The following is an 18329-nucleotide window of genomic DNA, read 5'->3' as shown; positions in this document are numbered from 1 at the left end:
TTTACCTTTATAAAAAATATTCCTGATTGACTTTAGCCAATCAGGAATATTTTTGCTATTAAATAAATTGTTACTTGTTTCAATGTTAAACTTAACATCCTTCAGTATGAGACTTAATATATCTTCCGCTTACTGCTATCTCAATCAGGCCAAAACCCAAAATCTACGAACCCGGGAATTGAATGGGTATTGTCCTCTGAATCAGGGAATTTTGCTGCTGATGTAATCGTAGGTTGAATTGTTGTGCCAAATGCCAGCACTTTCAGGCTTCCTTTGGTTATTGGATAAGTGATGATAGAACCTGCTTTAGGATAGGCCTCATTCCAGTTATCAGAGATAATCGAGATAAAATATTCTTTATTAGCTGTTAATGCTAAAGCGGGAATATCTGCCCAGGCTTGCACATTATTGATTATTTGATAGACATATTGCTGAACGATAATAGTCCTGGTAGCAACATCCCATACAGAAATGCGATAGATGCCCGCCTTGGGTAATCGGGAGCCTACTTTTACCATTCTGCCTTTTCTGGTTACAACAAACCTCAAGCCATATTCAAAAATGTTTTGGGCGGGGTTGTTAGTAACCGATATATTCATGGTATTATCTGCTAAAAAGTTTGAAAAAACTTCTGCCGATTCTAATGCCGATTTTGATTTGGTAATGATAACGGGTACACAATTTTTGGGCAGACAAGCCGCATGAGTATTGCCTGATTTTATGACTATATCAGGATTCTCGTTAATGACCTTGGATTGCGTAGGTTTTTCTTTCAAAGGCTTGTCTCCGGCACTATCTTTGGCAAAAACAGAAGAAACATGGATAATTAGCCAATATACGAAAAGTAGTTTGCGCATGCTTGATGAGCGATAGATTGTGGTTTTCATAAGTATATTTTGATGAATACAGCAATAGTTGTTAACTAAAAAAACTTTTTCAAAAACTATACCAAAAAAACAAAGCCTATATCTGGCAGGATATAGGCTTTGTTGATTATAAAACAAAACTGGATTAAATCTCTCTGATTCTCAGGTTTTTAAACCAAACTTTATTGCCGTGGTCTTGTAAGGCAATTTTGCCTTTGGCAAATTTACCGAAACCTTCCCAGGTTTTGAATTTGCTGTTGGCTACCATATTATCCCAACCCGGCCCGGTCAAATCAAACTGTACGGTTTGTTTGCCGTTCAGCCAGAAAGTGCCTTTATTGGCTTTGTGGTCGATTCTCATCTTGGCAGTATTCCACTCACCTGCAGGTTTTACGGCATCAAAACTTGCCGGAGGAATCATGTCATACAATGAACCGGCTTTGTGGTTACCGTCTTTACCTGCTTTTGCATCAGGGTGTCCCTGGTCGTCAAGTACCTGCATTTCAGGGCCTGTTGAATAAGGGCAACAGAACTTTTTATCTTCTATTACTCCCCACATGACCCCACTATTGCCTTTTTCTGAAATTTTCCAGTCTAATTCTAATTCAAAGTTTTCATACTCTTTGTCGGTAACCAGGTCTCCACCACCTCTGCCAGTCAACACCATAGCACCATCTTCTACCTGCCATTTGTCTGACACAGGCTCGGTTTTGTTATAAGCATGCCATCCGGTGAAATCTTTGCCATTAAAAATAGATACCCATTTACCTGGTTTGCTGACGAATGCTGTGGTAGTGCAAATAACCATAAGGGCTACTGATGCAACAGCGAATTGAATTTTTTTCATTGTAAATATGTAAGATTGAGGTTGATTTAAGTTCAAATTTCCTAATAAATCAATTGCAAACCAAATGCAGCAAATTTATTATCCTTTGAATCCGGTGATTATAACGAATGTGGATTGTTAATTATACGCTTGTCAATGAGTTTTTTATTTTCATCATAGATACATGATTAGCGTGTCAGCGAATGAATTCGCCGTCTAAAGTAACAAAGGAATAATTTTAGTAGTATAATGCGGACCGGGCGTCGGTCGCTTAAGTCCGCATATGTAAAATGATAGTACCATTGTTTTCTTAGACGGCGACCGCACGGCGGACCGTTTTAGTCGCTGAAATACTAATTGCGTTCATTAAAGCAATTATATCCCCAAAGCCTTACGATTTACTTTTTCATCGGCGCCAGTAGCCGCAAAGTCATCAAATGCACGGGTGGCTACCTGAATGATGTGGCTCTCGATAAAAGGCGCACCTTCTGCCGCACCTTGCTCTGATGATTTAATGCAGCATTCCCACTCCAATACTGCCCAGCTATCGTAGTCGTATTGTGATAATTTACTAAAAATACCTGAAAAATCCACTTGTCCATCACCCAATGAACGGAAACGTCCGGCACGGTTTGCCCAACCTGCATAGCCACTATACACACCCTGACGGCCAGATGAATTAAACTCTGCATCTTTTACATGGAATGCCTTGATGCGTTCGTGATAGATGTCTATAAATGCCAGATAGTCTAATTGTTGCAGCACAAAGTGGCTTGGGTCGTAGTTGATACAAGCACGTTTATGACCTTTTAGGTAATCAACAAACATTTCGAATGTGGTACCATCATACAAGTCTTCTCCCGGGTGTAATTCGTAGCAATAATCAACGCCATGTTCGTCAAATACATTCAGAATCGGTTTCCAGCGACGGGCTAATTCTTTAAACGCTGTTTCAATTAATCCGGCAGGGCGTTGCGGCCAGGGATATAAAAACGGCCATGCCAAAGCACCTGAGAAACCTACATGAGAGGTCAATCCTAAATTCTGAGAAGCCTTAGCTGCCCATAGTAATTGTTGCTCGGCCCATTTACGGCGAGCTTTTTCGTTACCATGCACTGCCGCAGGCGCAAAAGCGTCGTACATGGCATTGTAAGCAGGGTGAGAGGCAATCAACTGTCCTTGCAAGTGCGTTGAAAGTTCTGTAATGGCCAGCCCTTTGTCGGCTAATTTGCCTTTCAGTTCGTCGGCGTATGTTTTAGATTCTGCTGCTTTTTGCAGGTCAATCACTCTGCCATCCCAGGTTGGCAACTGGATACCTTTGTACCCTAAACCTGCCATATAATCGGCAATAGTATCTAATGAATTAAAAGGGGCTTCATCGCCCATAAATTGTGCTAAAAATATTGCTGGTCCTTTGATTGTTTTCATAAGTCTAATATCGAATTAGTGAATGGTGAATTAGTGAATAATTTCAGCCATTCTGATAGGTGTTTTTTCTTGATTTTGACAAAATTAACAGTACTTCGGTACTGTCACTAATTAAATTACTTAGTTTTTCCTGTTTAAAATAGTTGAGGTCAATTAGCATTTCTAACCAGAAAACAGACTCGTCTATTTCTTCGACGACGATACTTATCTTGGCATAAAATTCATTCTGGCTCCGTGCTCTTCTAACAGCCCTCTAATTAGTAGCTGATGAAGTAGCAGAACGTACTAATTGCTTACCAATATGTTGAGCAACAAAATCATTAAACGGTAAAGATTTATAAACATCAATACATCGAATAGCGAAAGATTTTAATTTCTTTTCGATGTTTTCTGCGAATTGAAATCTTTCTTCCTCTGAATATTTAGATATAGATCTTTGTTTCATAAATCATTAAATATTCGATATTTATGATTTAAATGTGTTTATAAATTATTCGCTAATTCGCCATTCGCTAATTCACCATTCTCCATTCACGATTTAAACTTTACCCACTTACTATTACTTTTCCCCGAAGCTATCACCGTCTCCACAAACTGCATGCCTCTGATACCATCGTCTATTGTCGGGAAATCTAATTCTATTTCAGTTGGGGTTTCGCCATTGATGCGTTTGCGGACAGTTCTGGCAAAATTGCGGTAAATATTGGCAAATGCTTCTAAATACCCTTCCGGATGACCTGATGGAAGACGGATATTCGCTTTGGCTTCAGGACATAAATTCCCTACTGACGGACGATATATATGCTGGAACTCCTGTGACTTATGGATTAAGGTATTTGGCTCTAACTGACCCCAATGCACACTACCTAACTCACCATAAACTCTGATGTAGAGGTTATTTTCATCACCGTTTGAAATCTGGCTGCAATGCAGAATACCTTTTGCACCACTATCGAAGTGTAAGAGAATATTGGCATCATCGTCTAATAGACGTCCTTCTACAAAAGTGCTTACATCTGCACACATTTCAGTAATTTTCAGACCTGTAATATATTCAGCCAGATTTTCGGCGTGTGTACCAATATCACCTACGGCACCTGCAATACCTGAGCGCTTAGGGTCTGTGCGCCATTCAGCTTGTTTATAGCCACGTTTTTCTTCTAAAAATGCCAGCCATCCTTGCGGATATTCTACTACTACTTTACGGATTTTTCCTAAAACACCACTTTTTACCAGATGACGTGCCTGTTTTACCATCGGATAACCGGTGTAGTTGTGCGTAAGTGCAAAAGTCAATCCGGTTTTTTCAACAAGGTCTTTGAGTTTTCGGGCTTCTGAAAGCGTGAAAGTTACAGGTTTATCACAAATGACATGGAAGCCGTTTTCCAATGCCATTTTTGCAGGGGCAAAGTGCATGTGATTGGGTGTAACAATCGAGACTGCATCTATGCGGTCTTTGCGGCGTTTCTCTTTCTGAATCATTTCTTTGAAATCGCCGTAGCAGCGATCAGGGGCAATCATTAAATCTTCTCCTGATGCTTTTGATTTCTCGGCTGTAGAACTGAAAGCCCCACACACCAAATCGATTTCGCCATCAATGGCAGCAGCAGTCCGGTGGACAGCACCAATAAACGCACCACGTCCGCCACCGACCATTCCCATTCGGATTTTTCGTTGCATATTGTAGACTAAAGGGTTGAAATTATGATTATCTATCAATTAAAAACCGCCTTCCATGAAATTGATTGATGAAAAACGATTGGGTTTTAATGCGATGAAAGTTTGTTTTCGTAGAGACGTAATGCATTACGTCTCAAAAGGCCAGTGCAATTCAAAAAATGATGTTTGTAGTAAATAAACCTCTGCGTGATTAAAATTTCTTGGTGAGGACAACCCCTTGGAGACGTATAGCAATACGTCTCTACGAATGCCTCCAAACCTCATTTACACCCTCCAAAAAACGCTTTACAATATCATTAAACACCTGAATTTGCAAATGCAAGGCAAAATTCTAACTTTGCGTAAAATAAAAAGGTTTAATCTGATTTTACAATTAACCATTCTTTTTATTTCTCTAATTTTCGACCACTTTTTATGAAAACCTGCCTCAATTGCCACAAGGAATACCAGGAGTCTTATCAGTTTTGCCCTACTTGTGGACAGAAAGCATCTGTTCATCGCATAAATACTCATTTTATGATTCATGAGGTGATTCATGCTTTTACACATGCCGATACAGGAATTTTTTATCTGATAAAAGAACTGGCCATCAAACCCGGCGAAGTAATAAAAGAATATGTAGCCGGAGCCAGAAAAAAATATTACAATCCTTTCAATTTCTTTCTGATTACTGTAGCTATTTCAACTTTTCTGGCAGCCTATTTTCATGTGTTTGATGGTAATCCCAATTCATCTAATCCGGTCTCAAATTTAGTAACCAAATATGTCAACTGGATTTTCGTGGCCTCGGTGCCTATTCAGGCATTTTTTACCTGGCTGTTCTTCCGGAAGAAGAAATATAACTATGCCGAAAATATCATCTTTCATCTGTTTTTAGGTGGATTCCGCATTGTATTCTATGTGCTGATATTTGTTATCTTTATTACGCTTTTCAGGCAATACTACAATGTTATTTTATATACTTATTTCTTTATTTATATAGTATATGTTTCGTGGGCGGCCAAGCAGTTTTATGAAGAAAATACTTGGCTTACCTTTCTGAAAATTTTACTGTCATTTGTTCTCAATCAGGCTTTGATAAGTGTTTTCATAGGCTTTATTTATCACGCCTTTCTGAAGAATCCGCACTAATTAGCATGTTAATTGTAGAAATTACAATTATAAATATCATTTTCTTTTGAAATTATATTAAAAAAGTTACTTTTACGTCCATAATTTATTACACCCTAAAACACTTTTAAACATTATGGTTAATGACTCGCGTCTATTTAATGCAAGTTGTTTTGCACTAATTACTACAGCATTTTCATTCAGTATCCGGGCAGGTATTTTGCCTCAACTTCAAACCGAATTAAATCTTACAGGTGAAGAAGTAGGAGTTATTAATTCAATGTGGTTCTATGGTTTTCCTCTTTCGATGATTATCGGAGGATTGGTTTATCATAGTATCGGACCAAAAATTATTATGCAGTTTGCTTTTTTTGCCCACTTTGTTGGTATTATCCTGACAATCTATGGCGGAAGCTACATTGGCTTATTGATTTCAACATTCCTTATCGGCTTAGGTAATGGTTGTACAGAAGCCGCCTGTAACCCTTTGATTGCTGATACTTATTCAGGAGCGAAAATGAACACTATGCTGAACAGATTTCACATGTGGTTTCCGGGTGGAATTGTCATCGGAAGTTTATTGTCTGAGTTCATGACTACTCAAGGCTTTGCCTGGCAAACACAAATCTGGATAATCCTGATACCGACTATTATTTATGCTTTCTTATTCTTTGGTCAAGCATTTCCTAAACCAAAAGTTGAGGGGGTTACATCGGTTGGAAACAACCTGAAAGCAATGGCTACTCCTTTGTTTATTTTCATTTTTATCTGTATGATTTTGACAGCAACTACAGAGTTTGGCCCGCAACAATGGGTAGGTTTAATTTTGAAAAGCAGTGGAGCTAAACCTATGTTAATTTTAGCATTAGTAACCGGACTAATGGCAGTTGCCCGCTTCTTCGGTGGTGCTATCATCCATAAATTTGACCAGACAGGTGTTTTACTTGGTTCGGCAGTACTTGCTACCATTGGTGTTTACCTATTCAGTACTCAAACAGGAACAATGGCTTATGTAGCGGCTATATTTTTTGCAATGGGTGTTGCTTATTTCTGGCCAACCATGATTGGTTTTACTGCCGAAAGAGTACCGCTAAGTGGTGCCTTGGGTATGTCAGTAATAGGAGGAATTGGTATGCTATCGCAGGCATTTATGAACCCGCAAATCGGTAAATGGCTGGATACAGCTAAAGCAGAGCAAACAGCTAAAGGTCTTCAGGGCGAAGCATTAGAATTAGCCGCAGGACAGCAAGTACTCGGAACCTTAACTTTATTCCCCTTAGTGTTAATTGTATTATTTGCAGGTTTATACTTCTGGCAAAGAGGTAAAAAACCAGTACATGCCTAATTTATATTTTCATCAAAAAAGCCTTGTTATCTCGAGATAACAAGGCTTTTTTGATGAAAATATAGTTACATATATTTATTCCGAAACTCTAAAATAACCTGAACCCTAAAGTTGCCTGTACTACTACATTTTTGTAGCGTGGATTGGTTGATGAACCATCGCCATTGTTATTTTGTAAATCCCAGCCTGCTCTTGTGCCAAAAACCACTCTGTCAAAGTTGAAATCAACACCTACGACTGCCCCTAAAGTGTTTTTACGGATATTATCATTGTCAAAATCGTTCTCGCCTATCACAGTTCCTAATCCGGTATTGAGTACAGTTTTCTGTCTCATCAGATAAGAAAACTGTGGGCCAACATGAAATGTAAGTACATCAGTAGGTTTGATAGAAACCAATAAAGGTATATCAAGATAATGAGAAGTACGGGTAAAATCATAATTGCTACCCAAAACACTACCCGATTGTTTATAACCTTTTTGTGAATACATTATTTCGGGTTGAATACCCAGAAACCTTCCGATAGGAATGGCAAGAAATCCCCCTGCTGCCAGACCGAATTTGCCATTAGCGTCGTATTCTTCGCTTTTTGAATCATAGATATTTGAATAATTCAAACCTGCTTTCAATCCCAGTTGAATCTTTGAACGGGCATCTTGTGCATAAGAATTGATAGCCAAAAGAGCAATTCCTGCGGTGATTAAAAATGTTTTTTTCATGGTTATTATAACGAAAGTATGTGAATTATATATTATTGTGGTGATTAGCCTAATATTAAAAATTTTGTTCTCTATCGAAACATGGCTGTCTAAAAAGGTTTTTGTGCCAAATAGTATTTTTATAACTTGGCTTTTTAGACAGCCCTGTTAAATGGTTCTATTTAATAACCCTGTCTCCACGGATAAGTCTCAAAACAATTGCAATTGCGGCAATAACAAGCAGGATATGAATAAGACCACCTGCGCTATAAACAAAAAATCCTAATACCCATCCTATAATCAGGATTACGGCGATTAAATACAGTAAATTTCCCATTGTGTTTGAATTTAGTAGTTAATAATTAAATATTTCGGCTTTTGCCTTTTTAAATACTTTTGTCTATTAACCTAAAAATTTCATGCCAGCAACCTGAATCTTGTGTAAATGGCTGTTTTTTGCGCAAATCAGACTATTCCCTTTAGAAAAATAGTGTGGTATTCGCTCCTCAATTTTGAGCAGATGCCATCTTTTAAAGAGTGGAACAACTGTTTTAGGGTTTATTCTTTTGCCTTTAAACCATGTTGCGGGATTAGGGTTGTCTGCATAGGTATAATGTTTAGACCATCCGGAAGTGGTTCAGAATTCTGAACCACTATAGATTTCCTTCTACAAATTCCTTACAGTAGTTTTTTATCATTGTTCGCACACGCCTGAATTCCGCCATCGTTTCTTCTTCTGTAGTTCCCTGAAATTTGGCAGGGTCAGGAAAATTATAATGAAATTTCTTTGCATCAGTCGAGAAATAGGGGCACCGCTCTTTAGCATTATCACACACGGTTATTACAAAATCGAAGTTAATATCTAAATATTCATTCACGTTATTCGAAGTGTGTTCTGAAATATCAATACCATCTTCTTTCATGGTGGCTATGGCTTTGGGGTTAACGCCATGTGTTTCAACCCCTGCGCTGTAAATATTCGCCTTGTTACCTGCAAAATGTCTTAAATAGCCTTCTGCTATCTGGCTCCGGCATGAATTGCCAGTGCATAAAACTAAAATATTTTTCATAAGCCTTAACAACAACCTGATTCAGGTGGACAACAATTTGATTTGGTGATAGACTCTTTTTCGGCATATACAGTTACACTGAAAATGCCACCTTCCTGATTTTTGAAGGCCTCAATTTCTTGCGTATTCAGATAATTGCTTAGAATATCATCAGGGATAATAATGGGTTTTTCTTTCTGCAAAGTAATATTCTGAAACCCTGCTTCTTTGATAAGGGCGAGATAATCGGTCTTTTGGATAGCACCAGATACACATCCTGCATACATTTCTGCTACTTCCTGAATTTTAATGGGTAGCTCACCCACCAATACAATATCAGAAATACTGAAATGCCCTGTTGGCTTCAGTATTCTGCGTATTTCATTAAATACAGCTTTTTTATTCGGCACAAGATTCAGTACGCAATTGCTTACCACAACATCAGCCAGATTATCTCTGAGAGGTATATCTTCAATATCCCCCTGTCTGAACTCTACATTACTAAAGCCCAGTTTTGCTGCATTTGCCTTTGCTTTCTCAATCATGGCTTCTGTAAAATCAACGCCATATACTTTGCCTGTTTCGCCTGTTTCAGCCCTTGCTACAAAACAATCATTTCCAGCACCCGAACCCAAATCAACTACTGTATCACCTTTTTTGATTCTGGCAAATTTGGTAGGCAAGCCACAACCAAGCCCTAAATCAGCATCGGTGGCATAACCATCTAATTCATTATAATCATCAGCCATAATATTATATACTTCTGTCGAGCAGCCTCCGCTGCCACAACAAGAGGCCATATTGGTTGCTGCATCCTGCAAGGCTATTTCGCCATATTTTTGCCTTACGATTTCTTTTAATTCTTGTTCATTTGCTGTCATAATTGTAAAATTTATAGTTTAAAATACTTAATTCGTATAACGTAAACATACGACATATAGGGGCAAAAAATTTTAGCAACATCCGCCAACTGCCTGATTCTTGGTATCTTCAAAGAAAGTGCCGAATAGATTTTTGATGTGTTCCACCACTTTTAAGTCAAGGCAATAGCAAACATTTAAACCACTTACTTCGCCCTGAATGATGCCAGATTCTTTCAGTTCGTTTAAATGCTGTGATACGGTAGTGCGGCTCAACGGTAATTCATCAGAAATATCACCCGAAATACAAACCTGTTTTCTGGCTAACAACTGAATAATGGCTATGCGTGCCGGGTGCGAAAGCACTTTGGCAATTTTAGCAATCTCTTGTTGGTCGGCCTGAAAAAGTTCTGTTTTGGCGTAGGTCATAAACTTAGTTTCTATTATGACGTAAATATACGACATAGTTTTGGACTTATACAAGTATTTGAAATTTTTATTTTCTATTTCAATAGATTTGACTTGCCAAAGTCTATTTTTGTTATTGATTTGATTTTTAACTTTACTTACTGTTGGGAGATTTATTGCGTTTGGCTTTTATCGCAGGCTTTGGCTGTGCGTTGGAAATTACAGGCACTTATTAGGCCAGAACAATAGAGCAAAACTATCAACACTACCACAATTATTCATAAAAAATGCTAACTATTTCTACTCCGGGCAGAATATGCCTCTTTGGCGAACATCAGGATTATTTAGGTTTACCAGTTATTGCAGCGGCTATTTCCCGAAGAGTACAGATTACAGGAGAACACCGGAACGATAAGAAAATCATTATTCATTTGCCTGATATTGGTTCAGAACTGCAAATGGAGTTATCAGATAGCCGTTTGCCCTATCTTGAAAAAAGAGATTATTTCAGAAGCGGATACAATATATTATTAGATAAAGGTCTTCGGTTTTCTAAAGGTATTGAATGTACGGTAAATGGCAATATTCCCATCAATTCGGGTACGTCAAGTTCATCGGCTCTATTGGTTACGTGGCTTCATTTTTTATCAAAAATGGCTGATAATCCGCATGATTTCAGTGCTAAAGAATTGGGTGAGTTGGCTTTTGTGGCAGAGGTAGCCGAGTTTGGAGAACCGGGAGGCATGATGGACCATCTTTCAACAGCTATTGGTAATGCGGTTTATCTGGAGTTTGATCCCCAAGTAACAGCCGAAGCATTGCAACCTAATCTTGGCACATTTGTCCTGGCCGATTCGATCGAACCTAAAGATACCATCGGGGTATTAAAACGAGCCAAGTTTGCCCGACTGGAATTAATAGAAAAGATTAAACAACAGTTGCCTGATTTCTCGCTACACACTTTCGGGACTGCTGATAAAGAACAATTAACACCTTTTTTGAGTAACGACGAATATGCTTTGCTGAGTGGCACACTAAGAAACCGTGATATTCTGCGAGAGGCATTAGAACTATTCAGAAGTCAGTCGATGAGCGATGAGCAATTGGGAGAGTTATTGTCTGAACATCATGGCATCTTACGAGATTTATTACAAATCTCAACACCCAAAATTGAACGTATGCTTGCGGCGGCCATAGAATCAGGTGCTTTGGGTGGCAAGATTAACGGCTCCGGTGGGGGAGGATGTATGTTTGTATATGCTCCGAATGACCCCGAAAAAGTAGCCGATGCCATTGATAAAGCAGGTGGAAAAAGCTATATAATTAAAATAGATAGGGGCACTACAAAGATTTGATAATAAATATTCCGGTATTAAGCAGATTGGCATAAGTTTTATTGCTATATATTTTTAGTATATATCCGCTTAATCATTTTGATTTCAGAACGTATTTAGAAAGTAAAAACAGGGAGTTGCAAAAATTTTTTATGCCAAATAATATTTTCAAAACACCCCATCCCAACCCTTCCGCGCGGCGGCCGCCCCAACTGTGGGGAAGGGCTAAAAGGTCATTCTCCCCACAGTTGGGGAGCGGCCGCCGCTGCGGAGGGATTTAGGGTGTGGGCGGACGTCGCACGGGTTGTATAGTGCCAAATAATATTTTTTGTAATTTTCTTTTGATATAGCCTATTTGTCATACAATTTATCTGATTTTGCGTTCTTTTTAAGAAAGTAGTATGGTTTTTGCTTTACAATTAGTGTAATTTTTGCTTACTTTATCTAAACCTGTATCAGATGAAAATACGTCAGAGTAAATTTGTTAATAAAGAGTGGAAAGAAATATCAACAGAAGAGCGTTTCTCAGCCGCCAAAGCCCAGTTAGTGTTAGCTTTCGGTGAAAGAAAACTATTAGAAACGCATGATCCTTATCCTTTCTTACATCAGGAATATCCGTCTGCTGAGATTATTATTAATTCGACCTCGGGAGAAATCTACGACGATAGTGTACATGATGATTCTATTATTGTAACAGCTATAGAGTTTGATAAAACTACTGTAAAAACGACAAAAATCGATATTCATAACCATACCGAAAGTTTTCGTGCAGGTGAAGCCATTGCGCATGATTTAAAAGGTGATGACCTTGCGGCTATCTTAGTGATTTCGGACGGAGGAAAAGTAAACGGGAGTAAACTGATTGAAGCGCTGAATATTGCTACCAATCACGAAATACCGATTTCGGGTGGTTTGGCAGGTGATGCAGGCCGTTTTGAAAAAACTCTGGTAGGCTTAAACGAACAACCCATTGAAGGGCGCATAGTAGGGATAGGCTTATATGGCAAAGACCTGAAAACAGGCCACGGCACGATGGGCGGATGGGACGTTTTCGGCCCTGAAAGAGAAGTAACGGAGTCAGAATATAATGTACTATACAAAATAGGAGATAAAGCCGCTCTTGATTTGTATAAAGAATATTTGGGCAAATATGCCAAAGAATTACCGGGTGCAGCCTTGCTATTCCCACTATCAATGCGTGTGAAACCAGACTCAGAACCAATTGTACGAACAATTCTGACGATTGATGAAGATAAAAAAAGTATGACTTTTGCCGGAGAGCTACCTAAGGGCGCAATGGTAAGATTTATGAAAGCCAATTTTGACCATCTGATTGAAGCCTCTTCAACGGCTGCACAGGGGTCTATCAAAAACATGGGCAAGTCGCCCGAATTAGCCTTACTGGTTAGCTGCGTAGGACGCAAATTGGTTCTGGGGCAACGTACAGAGGAAGAAGTAGAAGCCGCCAGAGATATTTTTGGTAAAGAAACCGTAATTACTGGTTTCTATTCGTATGGCGAAATCTCACCGCTTCGGCCTGATGCACAATGCGAACTCCATAACCAAACCATGACCATTACTACATTTTCTGAAAATTAACAAAATGGAGCTTGATAACCTACATAGACTGCTTGCTAAACAATTAAAGAAATATCTGTCAGAAGAGTGCTTACAGAATGAGGCTTTCCAGCCTTTTGTTAAAGCTGTAAACGACTCTTACCATAGTTTCGACCGTGATAAAGAATTATCAGAGCACTCTGCTTCTTTAAATGAGGTAGAATATTACGAGATAACTCAGAAATTAAAAAGTGAGATAGCCCAACGTCGTCAGTCAGTCGATAAACTGATTGAGGCCATTTATTTGCTTGAAACACCCGAAAGTGGCGAACTGGCCGGGGTAGATGATAGTAATTTATCTTCACTGGTTGATTTACTGCAAAGACAGATTCAGGTAAGAAAACAGATTGAGACTGAACTCATTCATGCCAAAGAAGTAGCAGAAAACGCCACACAGGCTAAATCGGAGTTTTTATCGATGATGAGCCACGAAATCAGAACACCACTGAATGCGATTATCGGGCTTACGTATCTGATGCAGCAGGAAGAGCAGACAGAGTCGGTAATGGAAAACCTGAAAACTTTGCAGTTTTCGGCAGAAAACCTGCATTTGCTCATAAACGATATTCTGGATTTCAGTAAGATAGAGGCCGGAAAAGTAGAATTGGAAGAAATGCCTTTCGATTTGAAATTGCTGGTATCTAATATCAAAAAAGCCAATCAGGTAAAGGCTGAGGAAAAAGGGAACAAGATTAAACTGATGCTTGATGATGATATTCCGACTACCTTGATAGGGGATTCATTGAGAATAGGGCAAGTATTAGCCAATCTGGTTTCTAATGCCGTGAAGTTTACCCTGAACGGCAGCGTAACCATTGAGGTATCGGTGATGAAAAAAGACGCCGAGAAAGCCAGTATCTATTTTTCTGTAAAAGATACCGGAATCGGGATTCCACCTGATAAGCAAAAGCTGATTTTTGAAAGATTTACACAAGCAAATTCTGAAACTACCCGTAAGTTTGGCGGTACAGGTTTAGGATTGGTAATCAGTAAAAAATTAGTACAGCTACACGGCAGCGATATTGAACTTGAAAGTGAAGCTGGCAAAGGTGCGCAATTCTCTTTTACACTTAATTTAAGAATTGGTACTACGCTTAAACAACAAATGGCCATTGCACTGGCAGAAAATGATAGCGAAGTGAGTCTGGAAGGGGTAAAATTATTGTTGGTAGATGATTATTTTGTGAATATAAAAGTGGCCTCTAAGTTTCTGGAGAAATGGAAAGTTACTTTTGATACGGCTGAAAATGGTTTAATAGCCGTGGATAAATTCAAGAATAACGAATACGATTTGATTCTGATGGACTTACTGATGCCTGAAATGGATGGCTATACTGCCGTTGAAAAAATACGTGAAACAGGTGCAGAGATTCCGATTATTGCGCTGACGGCTTCTGCCACACTCAATAACCAGGACAGAGCTTTTAACGTAGGCATGAATGATTACGTAACCAAGCCTTTCAATCCAAAAGAATTACATCACAAGATTGCTAAGTATAGTGGGAGGATATAGGAGAGGGTAGTTGTTTCGTTTGTAGAGACGCCATGCTGGCGTCTCCGTTGGCCTGTAAATGAGAAAGTCTTTATTCGGTTTTTAAAATTACTCCCACAATTTCTTTTTATTGACCGCATATGCTCTTAAAGACGCCAGCATGGCGTCTCTACGAAATCAGAATAAACTCTTATTCATAGACTCCAACACTATAGGAGATTTTGAATACGCTAATCTGTTCTTTTATTTTGTGGGATTTGAGTTTTCTTTTATTTGCGCTATATAAAGATTATTCATTTTTACTTTGTCTAAAACTTGTTCATCAAAATTCCATAACCTTAATAAGCAAAAATGGGATTCTATTTGAACCCAGCTTTTCCCATTTATCATGTTTCCTCCTTTAATAATTGAGCTATCTTTCTTGAAATGAAATTTTTCTATATAGTTTTTATTTAATTCTTTATTATAAGTAAAACCACATATAAAATCAATTCTTGAGGAATCCTTATATACATTGTCTTGCCCGTAGTAATCTACATCATTATAAACATAAGAGGTAATTTTTTGATAGGTACTTTTAATGTATATTTATGATTATTGCAATAAAATACACTCTTGCTTAGGTGAGTGGTTCTATTTGTTTTGCAACTGCTAATTATAAATACTAAGATAAAGTAGAATAGATTTCTCACGTTAATTATTAATGTTTTCATCCTTTTTATAATTCTGTTTTCTTCGCTACAATTGCTATTACTTGTATAAGCGATTCTATTAATCCCTTATATTGTTAATAAGTTATTACCACGAATATAACACCCTTCCGAGTTATAATAATCGTTTTTATTCGCTATAGAATTAGGCTATGAGCTTGAAAACTGAAAACAATCCCCTATATTAGTAAAATACAAAAATCAGGGAATACACATTTTGATAAAAACCATAGTTATCTCAGAGTTTAGCGCAATAAAAAAAGCAAGTGATTACGACCTGCCTATAGATTCTTTTGCTGAAATTTTTGTTAGTGATACTGCTTTTCTTCGTATCAAAGACCTTGTATTTACTTATGCCAACGATTTACTTTTTACTTACTCTGTTCAACGGGGCAAAGAGCAGATAAAAGTAAAAAACTATGTAGGGCTGATACCTGTTTCTGATACAATTCAGATAGAAATTCTGCCCAAATCTACTGCTGACTCTCCGAAAGAAGCCCGACGAATATTGCTGAAAATGTTGCAGAAAATACCTGCTTATCAGTCTTTATCAAAAGCGCATCTGGCTATCAGTAATCTGCCCTTGTTAGAAATCTATGTCAAGGCTTTTTTAGATGAATTAGAAAAACTACTGAGCACAGGCTTAGGCAGAAATTATGAGCACATAGAAGCCAACGAAACTTTTATCAAAGGTAAAGTACTGATTGCTGAAAATATCCACCGCAATTTATTGAAACAGCATTCAATCTTTATTGCTTACGATGATTTCATGCACGATATTCCGCAGAACAGAATTCTAAAAACCTGTCTGCATCGGCTGAAAAACTATTCCTTTACTAATTTTACCAAACAGCGCATCTGGCAGAACCTGTCTGTTTTTGACGAAATCAGTTTATCGGCTAATCTTCAGCAGGATTTTACTAAAAGTAATACGGTCAGCCCGCATTTTGAGCGATACGAAAACCTGTTACAGTGGGCGTGGGTGTTCCTGAACGAACATTCTTTTTTGCCTTTTTCGGGCAATTATTCGCAAATATCTTTATTGTTTCCGATGGAGGTGCTGTTTGAAAACTATGTAGGTAAGCTCTTTCAGAAATATGCTGGTTCAGACTTTAGTATCAGGTTGCAGGACAGGCGCAAACACCTGGTGCTGAAACACAAAGAAAACGCCAGGTTCAGAATGATACCTGATATTGTAGCAGAAAATAACGCCGGAGAAATATGGATTTTTGATGCCAAATGGAAAGTAATTGATGCCTCAAAACCCCGACAGAACTACGGCATTGAGCAGGCCGATTTATACCAGATGTATGCCTATGGTAAAAAGTATCAGGCTAAAAAGCTTTTCCTGATTTATCCGGCAAACGAAAATTTCAGGAATCCCTTAGAGGTTTTTGACTACGACGAAGATTTGGTACTACACGTTATGCCTTTCAACTTGATGAACGAAGGGGAAGAAGAAGTGAGAAAGATAATGTGTCCGTAGAGGTGTTCTATAATAGACATTTTTACTTATCTTGCACAGGCAACCTTCAACCTGATTTAAACAATGCCTATTTTACTCACCCTATTGGCTATCATAGCACTTGTAGTATTGGTAGCTTTCGTAAAACTCGACACCTTTATTTCATTCATTTTGATAGCTATTTGTCTGGGTCTGGCAACAGGTATGGAAATTCCTGCCATTGGTAAAGCCATTCAGACGGGTATTGGCGGTACTTTAGGCGATCTGATTCTGATTATCGGTTTTGGTGCCATGCTTGGCAAACTGGTAGCCGAAAGCGGTGCTGCCCAACGTATTACCGATACGTTAATTACTATTTTCGGTAAAAAATACCTGCAATGGGGGCTTGCCTTGGCAGGGTTTATTATCGGTATTCCGCTATTTTATAATGCCGGGTTTATCATTGTAGTACCCCTCATTTTCTCTATTGCCATTTCAACCAATATGCCTATTCTTTATGTAGGTATTCCTATGCTTTCGGCTTTGTCGGTCGCTCACGGCTATCTGCCACCACACCCTTCGCCTGCGGCCATTGCTTCTCAGTTGAATGCCAATGTCGGTCAGACACTGATATATGGTATCATTGTGGCTATTCCGGCTATTGCCATTGCAGGGCCTATCTTTGGGCGTACCCTCAAAAAATACAAGCCACAGTTAGATACTACTTTGTTTAATTTAAAGCCTATCCCCAAAGACAAACAACCCAGTTTGTTTGAAAGCCTTTTAGTAGCACTTATGCCTGTGTTTTTATTAACGCTTACCTCATTTATTAAAAAATACCTGCCTGATAATAAGGTAGTGCAACTCATTGCCGAACCATACGTGGGTATGTTGGTTTCGTTGCTATTGGCTATGTATCTATTGGGTATCAAGCAAGGGAACAGTATTAAAGTAGTAAGCAAACAATTAGAAGAAGCCTTCAAAAGTTGCGCAGGTATCCTTTTGATTATCGCAGGCGCAGGCGCATTAAAGCAGATATTGCAAGATAGCGGCACAAGTAGTTATATTGGCACACAATTACAAGGTTTCGATATTAATCCTTTAATATTGGGTTGGACAATTGCCGCAGTATTGCGGCTGTGCGTAGGCTCGGCTACTGTGGCAGGCTTAACTGCCGTAGGTATTTTAGCTCCATTAATTCAGCATCAGACAGGGGTAAAACCGGAGTTGATGGTATTGTCGATAGGTGCAGGGAGTTTGTTATTTTCGCATCTGAACGATGGCGGATTCTGGCTTTTCAAAGAGTATTTCAATCTCTCTATCAAAGATACCATCAAAACCTGGTCGGTTATGGAAACCATCGTTTCGGTCGTAGGTTTGTTAGGGGTATTGGTTTTGAATTTGTTTGTGTAGTAGCGTAACACGGATTGGTAATCCGTGGATGCAGTGAAGTTTTATTGTAT

General features: G+C 38.6%; 17 protein-coding genes and 1 pseudogene. 7 read left to right on the top strand and 11 right to left on the bottom strand.

Annotation, left to right across the window (positions count from 1 at the left end; all coding sequences use genetic code 11):
• Positions 1–140: 140 nt before the first annotated feature.
• The 6 genes and pseudogenes from EWM59_RS07680 to EWM59_RS07660 form a co-directional block, all read right to left on the bottom strand.
• Positions 141–887 (bottom strand): hypothetical protein, encoded by a 747-nt coding sequence (locus EWM59_RS07680; RefSeq protein WP_130020365.1) that lies wholly within the window; start codon positions 885–887, stop codon positions 141–143.
• A gap of 124 nt (positions 888–1011) precedes the next feature.
• Positions 1012–1713, bottom strand: a complete 702-nt coding sequence (locus EWM59_RS07675) for a 3-keto-disaccharide hydrolase (protein WP_130020364.1) — start codon at positions 1711–1713, stop codon at positions 1012–1014.
• Between the two features lie 354 nt (positions 1714–2067).
• Positions 2068–3120 (bottom strand): sugar phosphate isomerase/epimerase family protein, encoded by a 1053-nt coding sequence (locus tag EWM59_RS07670; RefSeq protein ID WP_130020363.1) that lies wholly within the window; start codon positions 3118–3120, stop codon positions 2068–2070.
• 43 nt (positions 3121–3163) lie between these two features.
• Positions 3164–3349 (bottom strand): annotated as a pseudogene (locus EWM59_RS28760) (four helix bundle protein); the annotation flags it as partial.
• Positions 3350–3373: 24 nt separating this feature from the next.
• Positions 3374–3565: a four helix bundle protein gene (locus EWM59_RS28205; protein ID WP_207219951.1), complete on the bottom strand. Its 192-nt coding sequence runs from the start codon at positions 3563–3565 to the stop codon at positions 3374–3376.
• An 86-nt stretch (positions 3566–3651) separates the two neighbouring features.
• Positions 3652–4800, bottom strand: coding sequence for a Gfo/Idh/MocA family protein (locus EWM59_RS07660; RefSeq protein WP_207219950.1), 1149 nt, complete (start codon positions 4798–4800; stop codon positions 3652–3654).
• Between the two features lie 414 nt (positions 4801–5214).
• Here EWM59_RS07660 and EWM59_RS07655 point away from each other — a divergent pair, with 414 nt between their 5' ends.
• Entirely contained in the window at positions 5215–5931 is a 717-nt protein-coding gene (locus EWM59_RS07655; protein WP_130020362.1) for a DUF3667 domain-containing protein, read from the top strand.
• A gap of 115 nt (positions 5932–6046) precedes the next feature.
• On the top strand, positions 6047–7255 hold the full coding sequence (locus EWM59_RS07650) for an MFS transporter (RefSeq protein WP_130020361.1): 1209 nt from the start codon (positions 6047–6049) through the stop codon (positions 7253–7255).
• An 88-nt stretch (positions 7256–7343) separates the two neighbouring features.
• Here EWM59_RS07650 and EWM59_RS07645 read toward each other — a convergent pair whose 3' ends face one another.
• From EWM59_RS07645 to EWM59_RS07625, 5 genes are all read right to left on the bottom strand, one after another.
• A complete protein-coding gene (locus EWM59_RS07645) occupies positions 7344–7973 on the bottom strand; it encodes a porin family protein (RefSeq protein ID WP_130020360.1) in 630 nt (209 codons plus the stop codon).
• A 157-nt stretch (positions 7974–8130) separates the two neighbouring features.
• The gene (locus EWM59_RS07640) at positions 8131–8289 is read right to left on the bottom strand and encodes a lmo0937 family membrane protein (RefSeq protein ID WP_130020359.1); all 159 of its coding nucleotides are present in this window, start codon (positions 8287–8289) and stop codon (positions 8131–8133) included.
• Between the two features lie 316 nt (positions 8290–8605).
• On the bottom strand, positions 8606–9022 hold the full coding sequence (locus tag EWM59_RS07635; RefSeq protein ID WP_130020358.1) for an arsenate reductase ArsC: 417 nt from the start codon (positions 9020–9022) through the stop codon (positions 8606–8608).
• A gap of 5 nt (positions 9023–9027) precedes the next feature.
• Complete coding sequence (locus tag EWM59_RS07630; RefSeq protein WP_130020357.1) at positions 9028–9882, bottom strand: arsenite methyltransferase; 855 nt, start codon at positions 9880–9882, stop codon at positions 9028–9030.
• Positions 9883–9954: 72 nt separating this feature from the next.
• The gene (locus tag EWM59_RS07625) at positions 9955–10326 is read right to left on the bottom strand and encodes an ArsR/SmtB family transcription factor (RefSeq protein ID WP_229239308.1); all 372 of its coding nucleotides are present in this window, start codon (positions 10324–10326) and stop codon (positions 9955–9957) included.
• A 230-nt stretch (positions 10327–10556) separates the two neighbouring features.
• On the opposite strand from EWM59_RS07625, the gene EWM59_RS07620 reads away from it, so the two are divergent.
• The 5 genes from EWM59_RS07620 to EWM59_RS07600 all read left to right on the top strand — a co-directional run bounded on the left by EWM59_RS07620 (position 10557) and on the right by EWM59_RS07600 (position 18279).
• A complete protein-coding gene (locus EWM59_RS07620; RefSeq protein WP_130020355.1) occupies positions 10557–11624 on the top strand; it encodes a mevalonate kinase family protein in 1068 nt (355 codons plus the stop codon).
• 438 nt (positions 11625–12062) lie between these two features.
• Positions 12063–13202 carry an FIST signal transduction protein gene (locus EWM59_RS07615; RefSeq protein WP_130020354.1) on the top strand — a complete coding sequence of 380 codons (1140 nt, stop codon included), beginning with the start codon at positions 12063–12065 and terminating at the stop codon, positions 13200–13202.
• Positions 13203–13206: 4 nt separating this feature from the next.
• Positions 13207–14733 (top strand): ATP-binding protein, encoded by a 1527-nt coding sequence (locus tag EWM59_RS07610; protein ID WP_130020353.1) that lies wholly within the window; start codon positions 13207–13209, stop codon positions 14731–14733.
• A gap of 906 nt (positions 14734–15639) precedes the next feature.
• A complete protein-coding gene (locus tag EWM59_RS07605) occupies positions 15640–16908 on the top strand; it encodes an McrC family protein (RefSeq protein WP_165372136.1) in 1269 nt (422 codons plus the stop codon).
• Positions 16909–16971: 63 nt separating this feature from the next.
• On the top strand, positions 16972–18279 hold the full coding sequence (locus EWM59_RS07600; protein WP_130020351.1) for a gluconate:H+ symporter: 1308 nt from the start codon (positions 16972–16974) through the stop codon (positions 18277–18279).
• The last annotated feature ends 50 nt before the right edge of the window (positions 18280–18329 follow it).

It is taken from the genome of Emticicia agri, assembly GCF_004168285.1.
GTDB lineage: Bacteria > Bacteroidota > Bacteroidia > Cytophagales > Spirosomataceae > Emticicia > Emticicia agri.
This window is presented reverse-complemented; position numbering and strand designations above follow the sequence as displayed.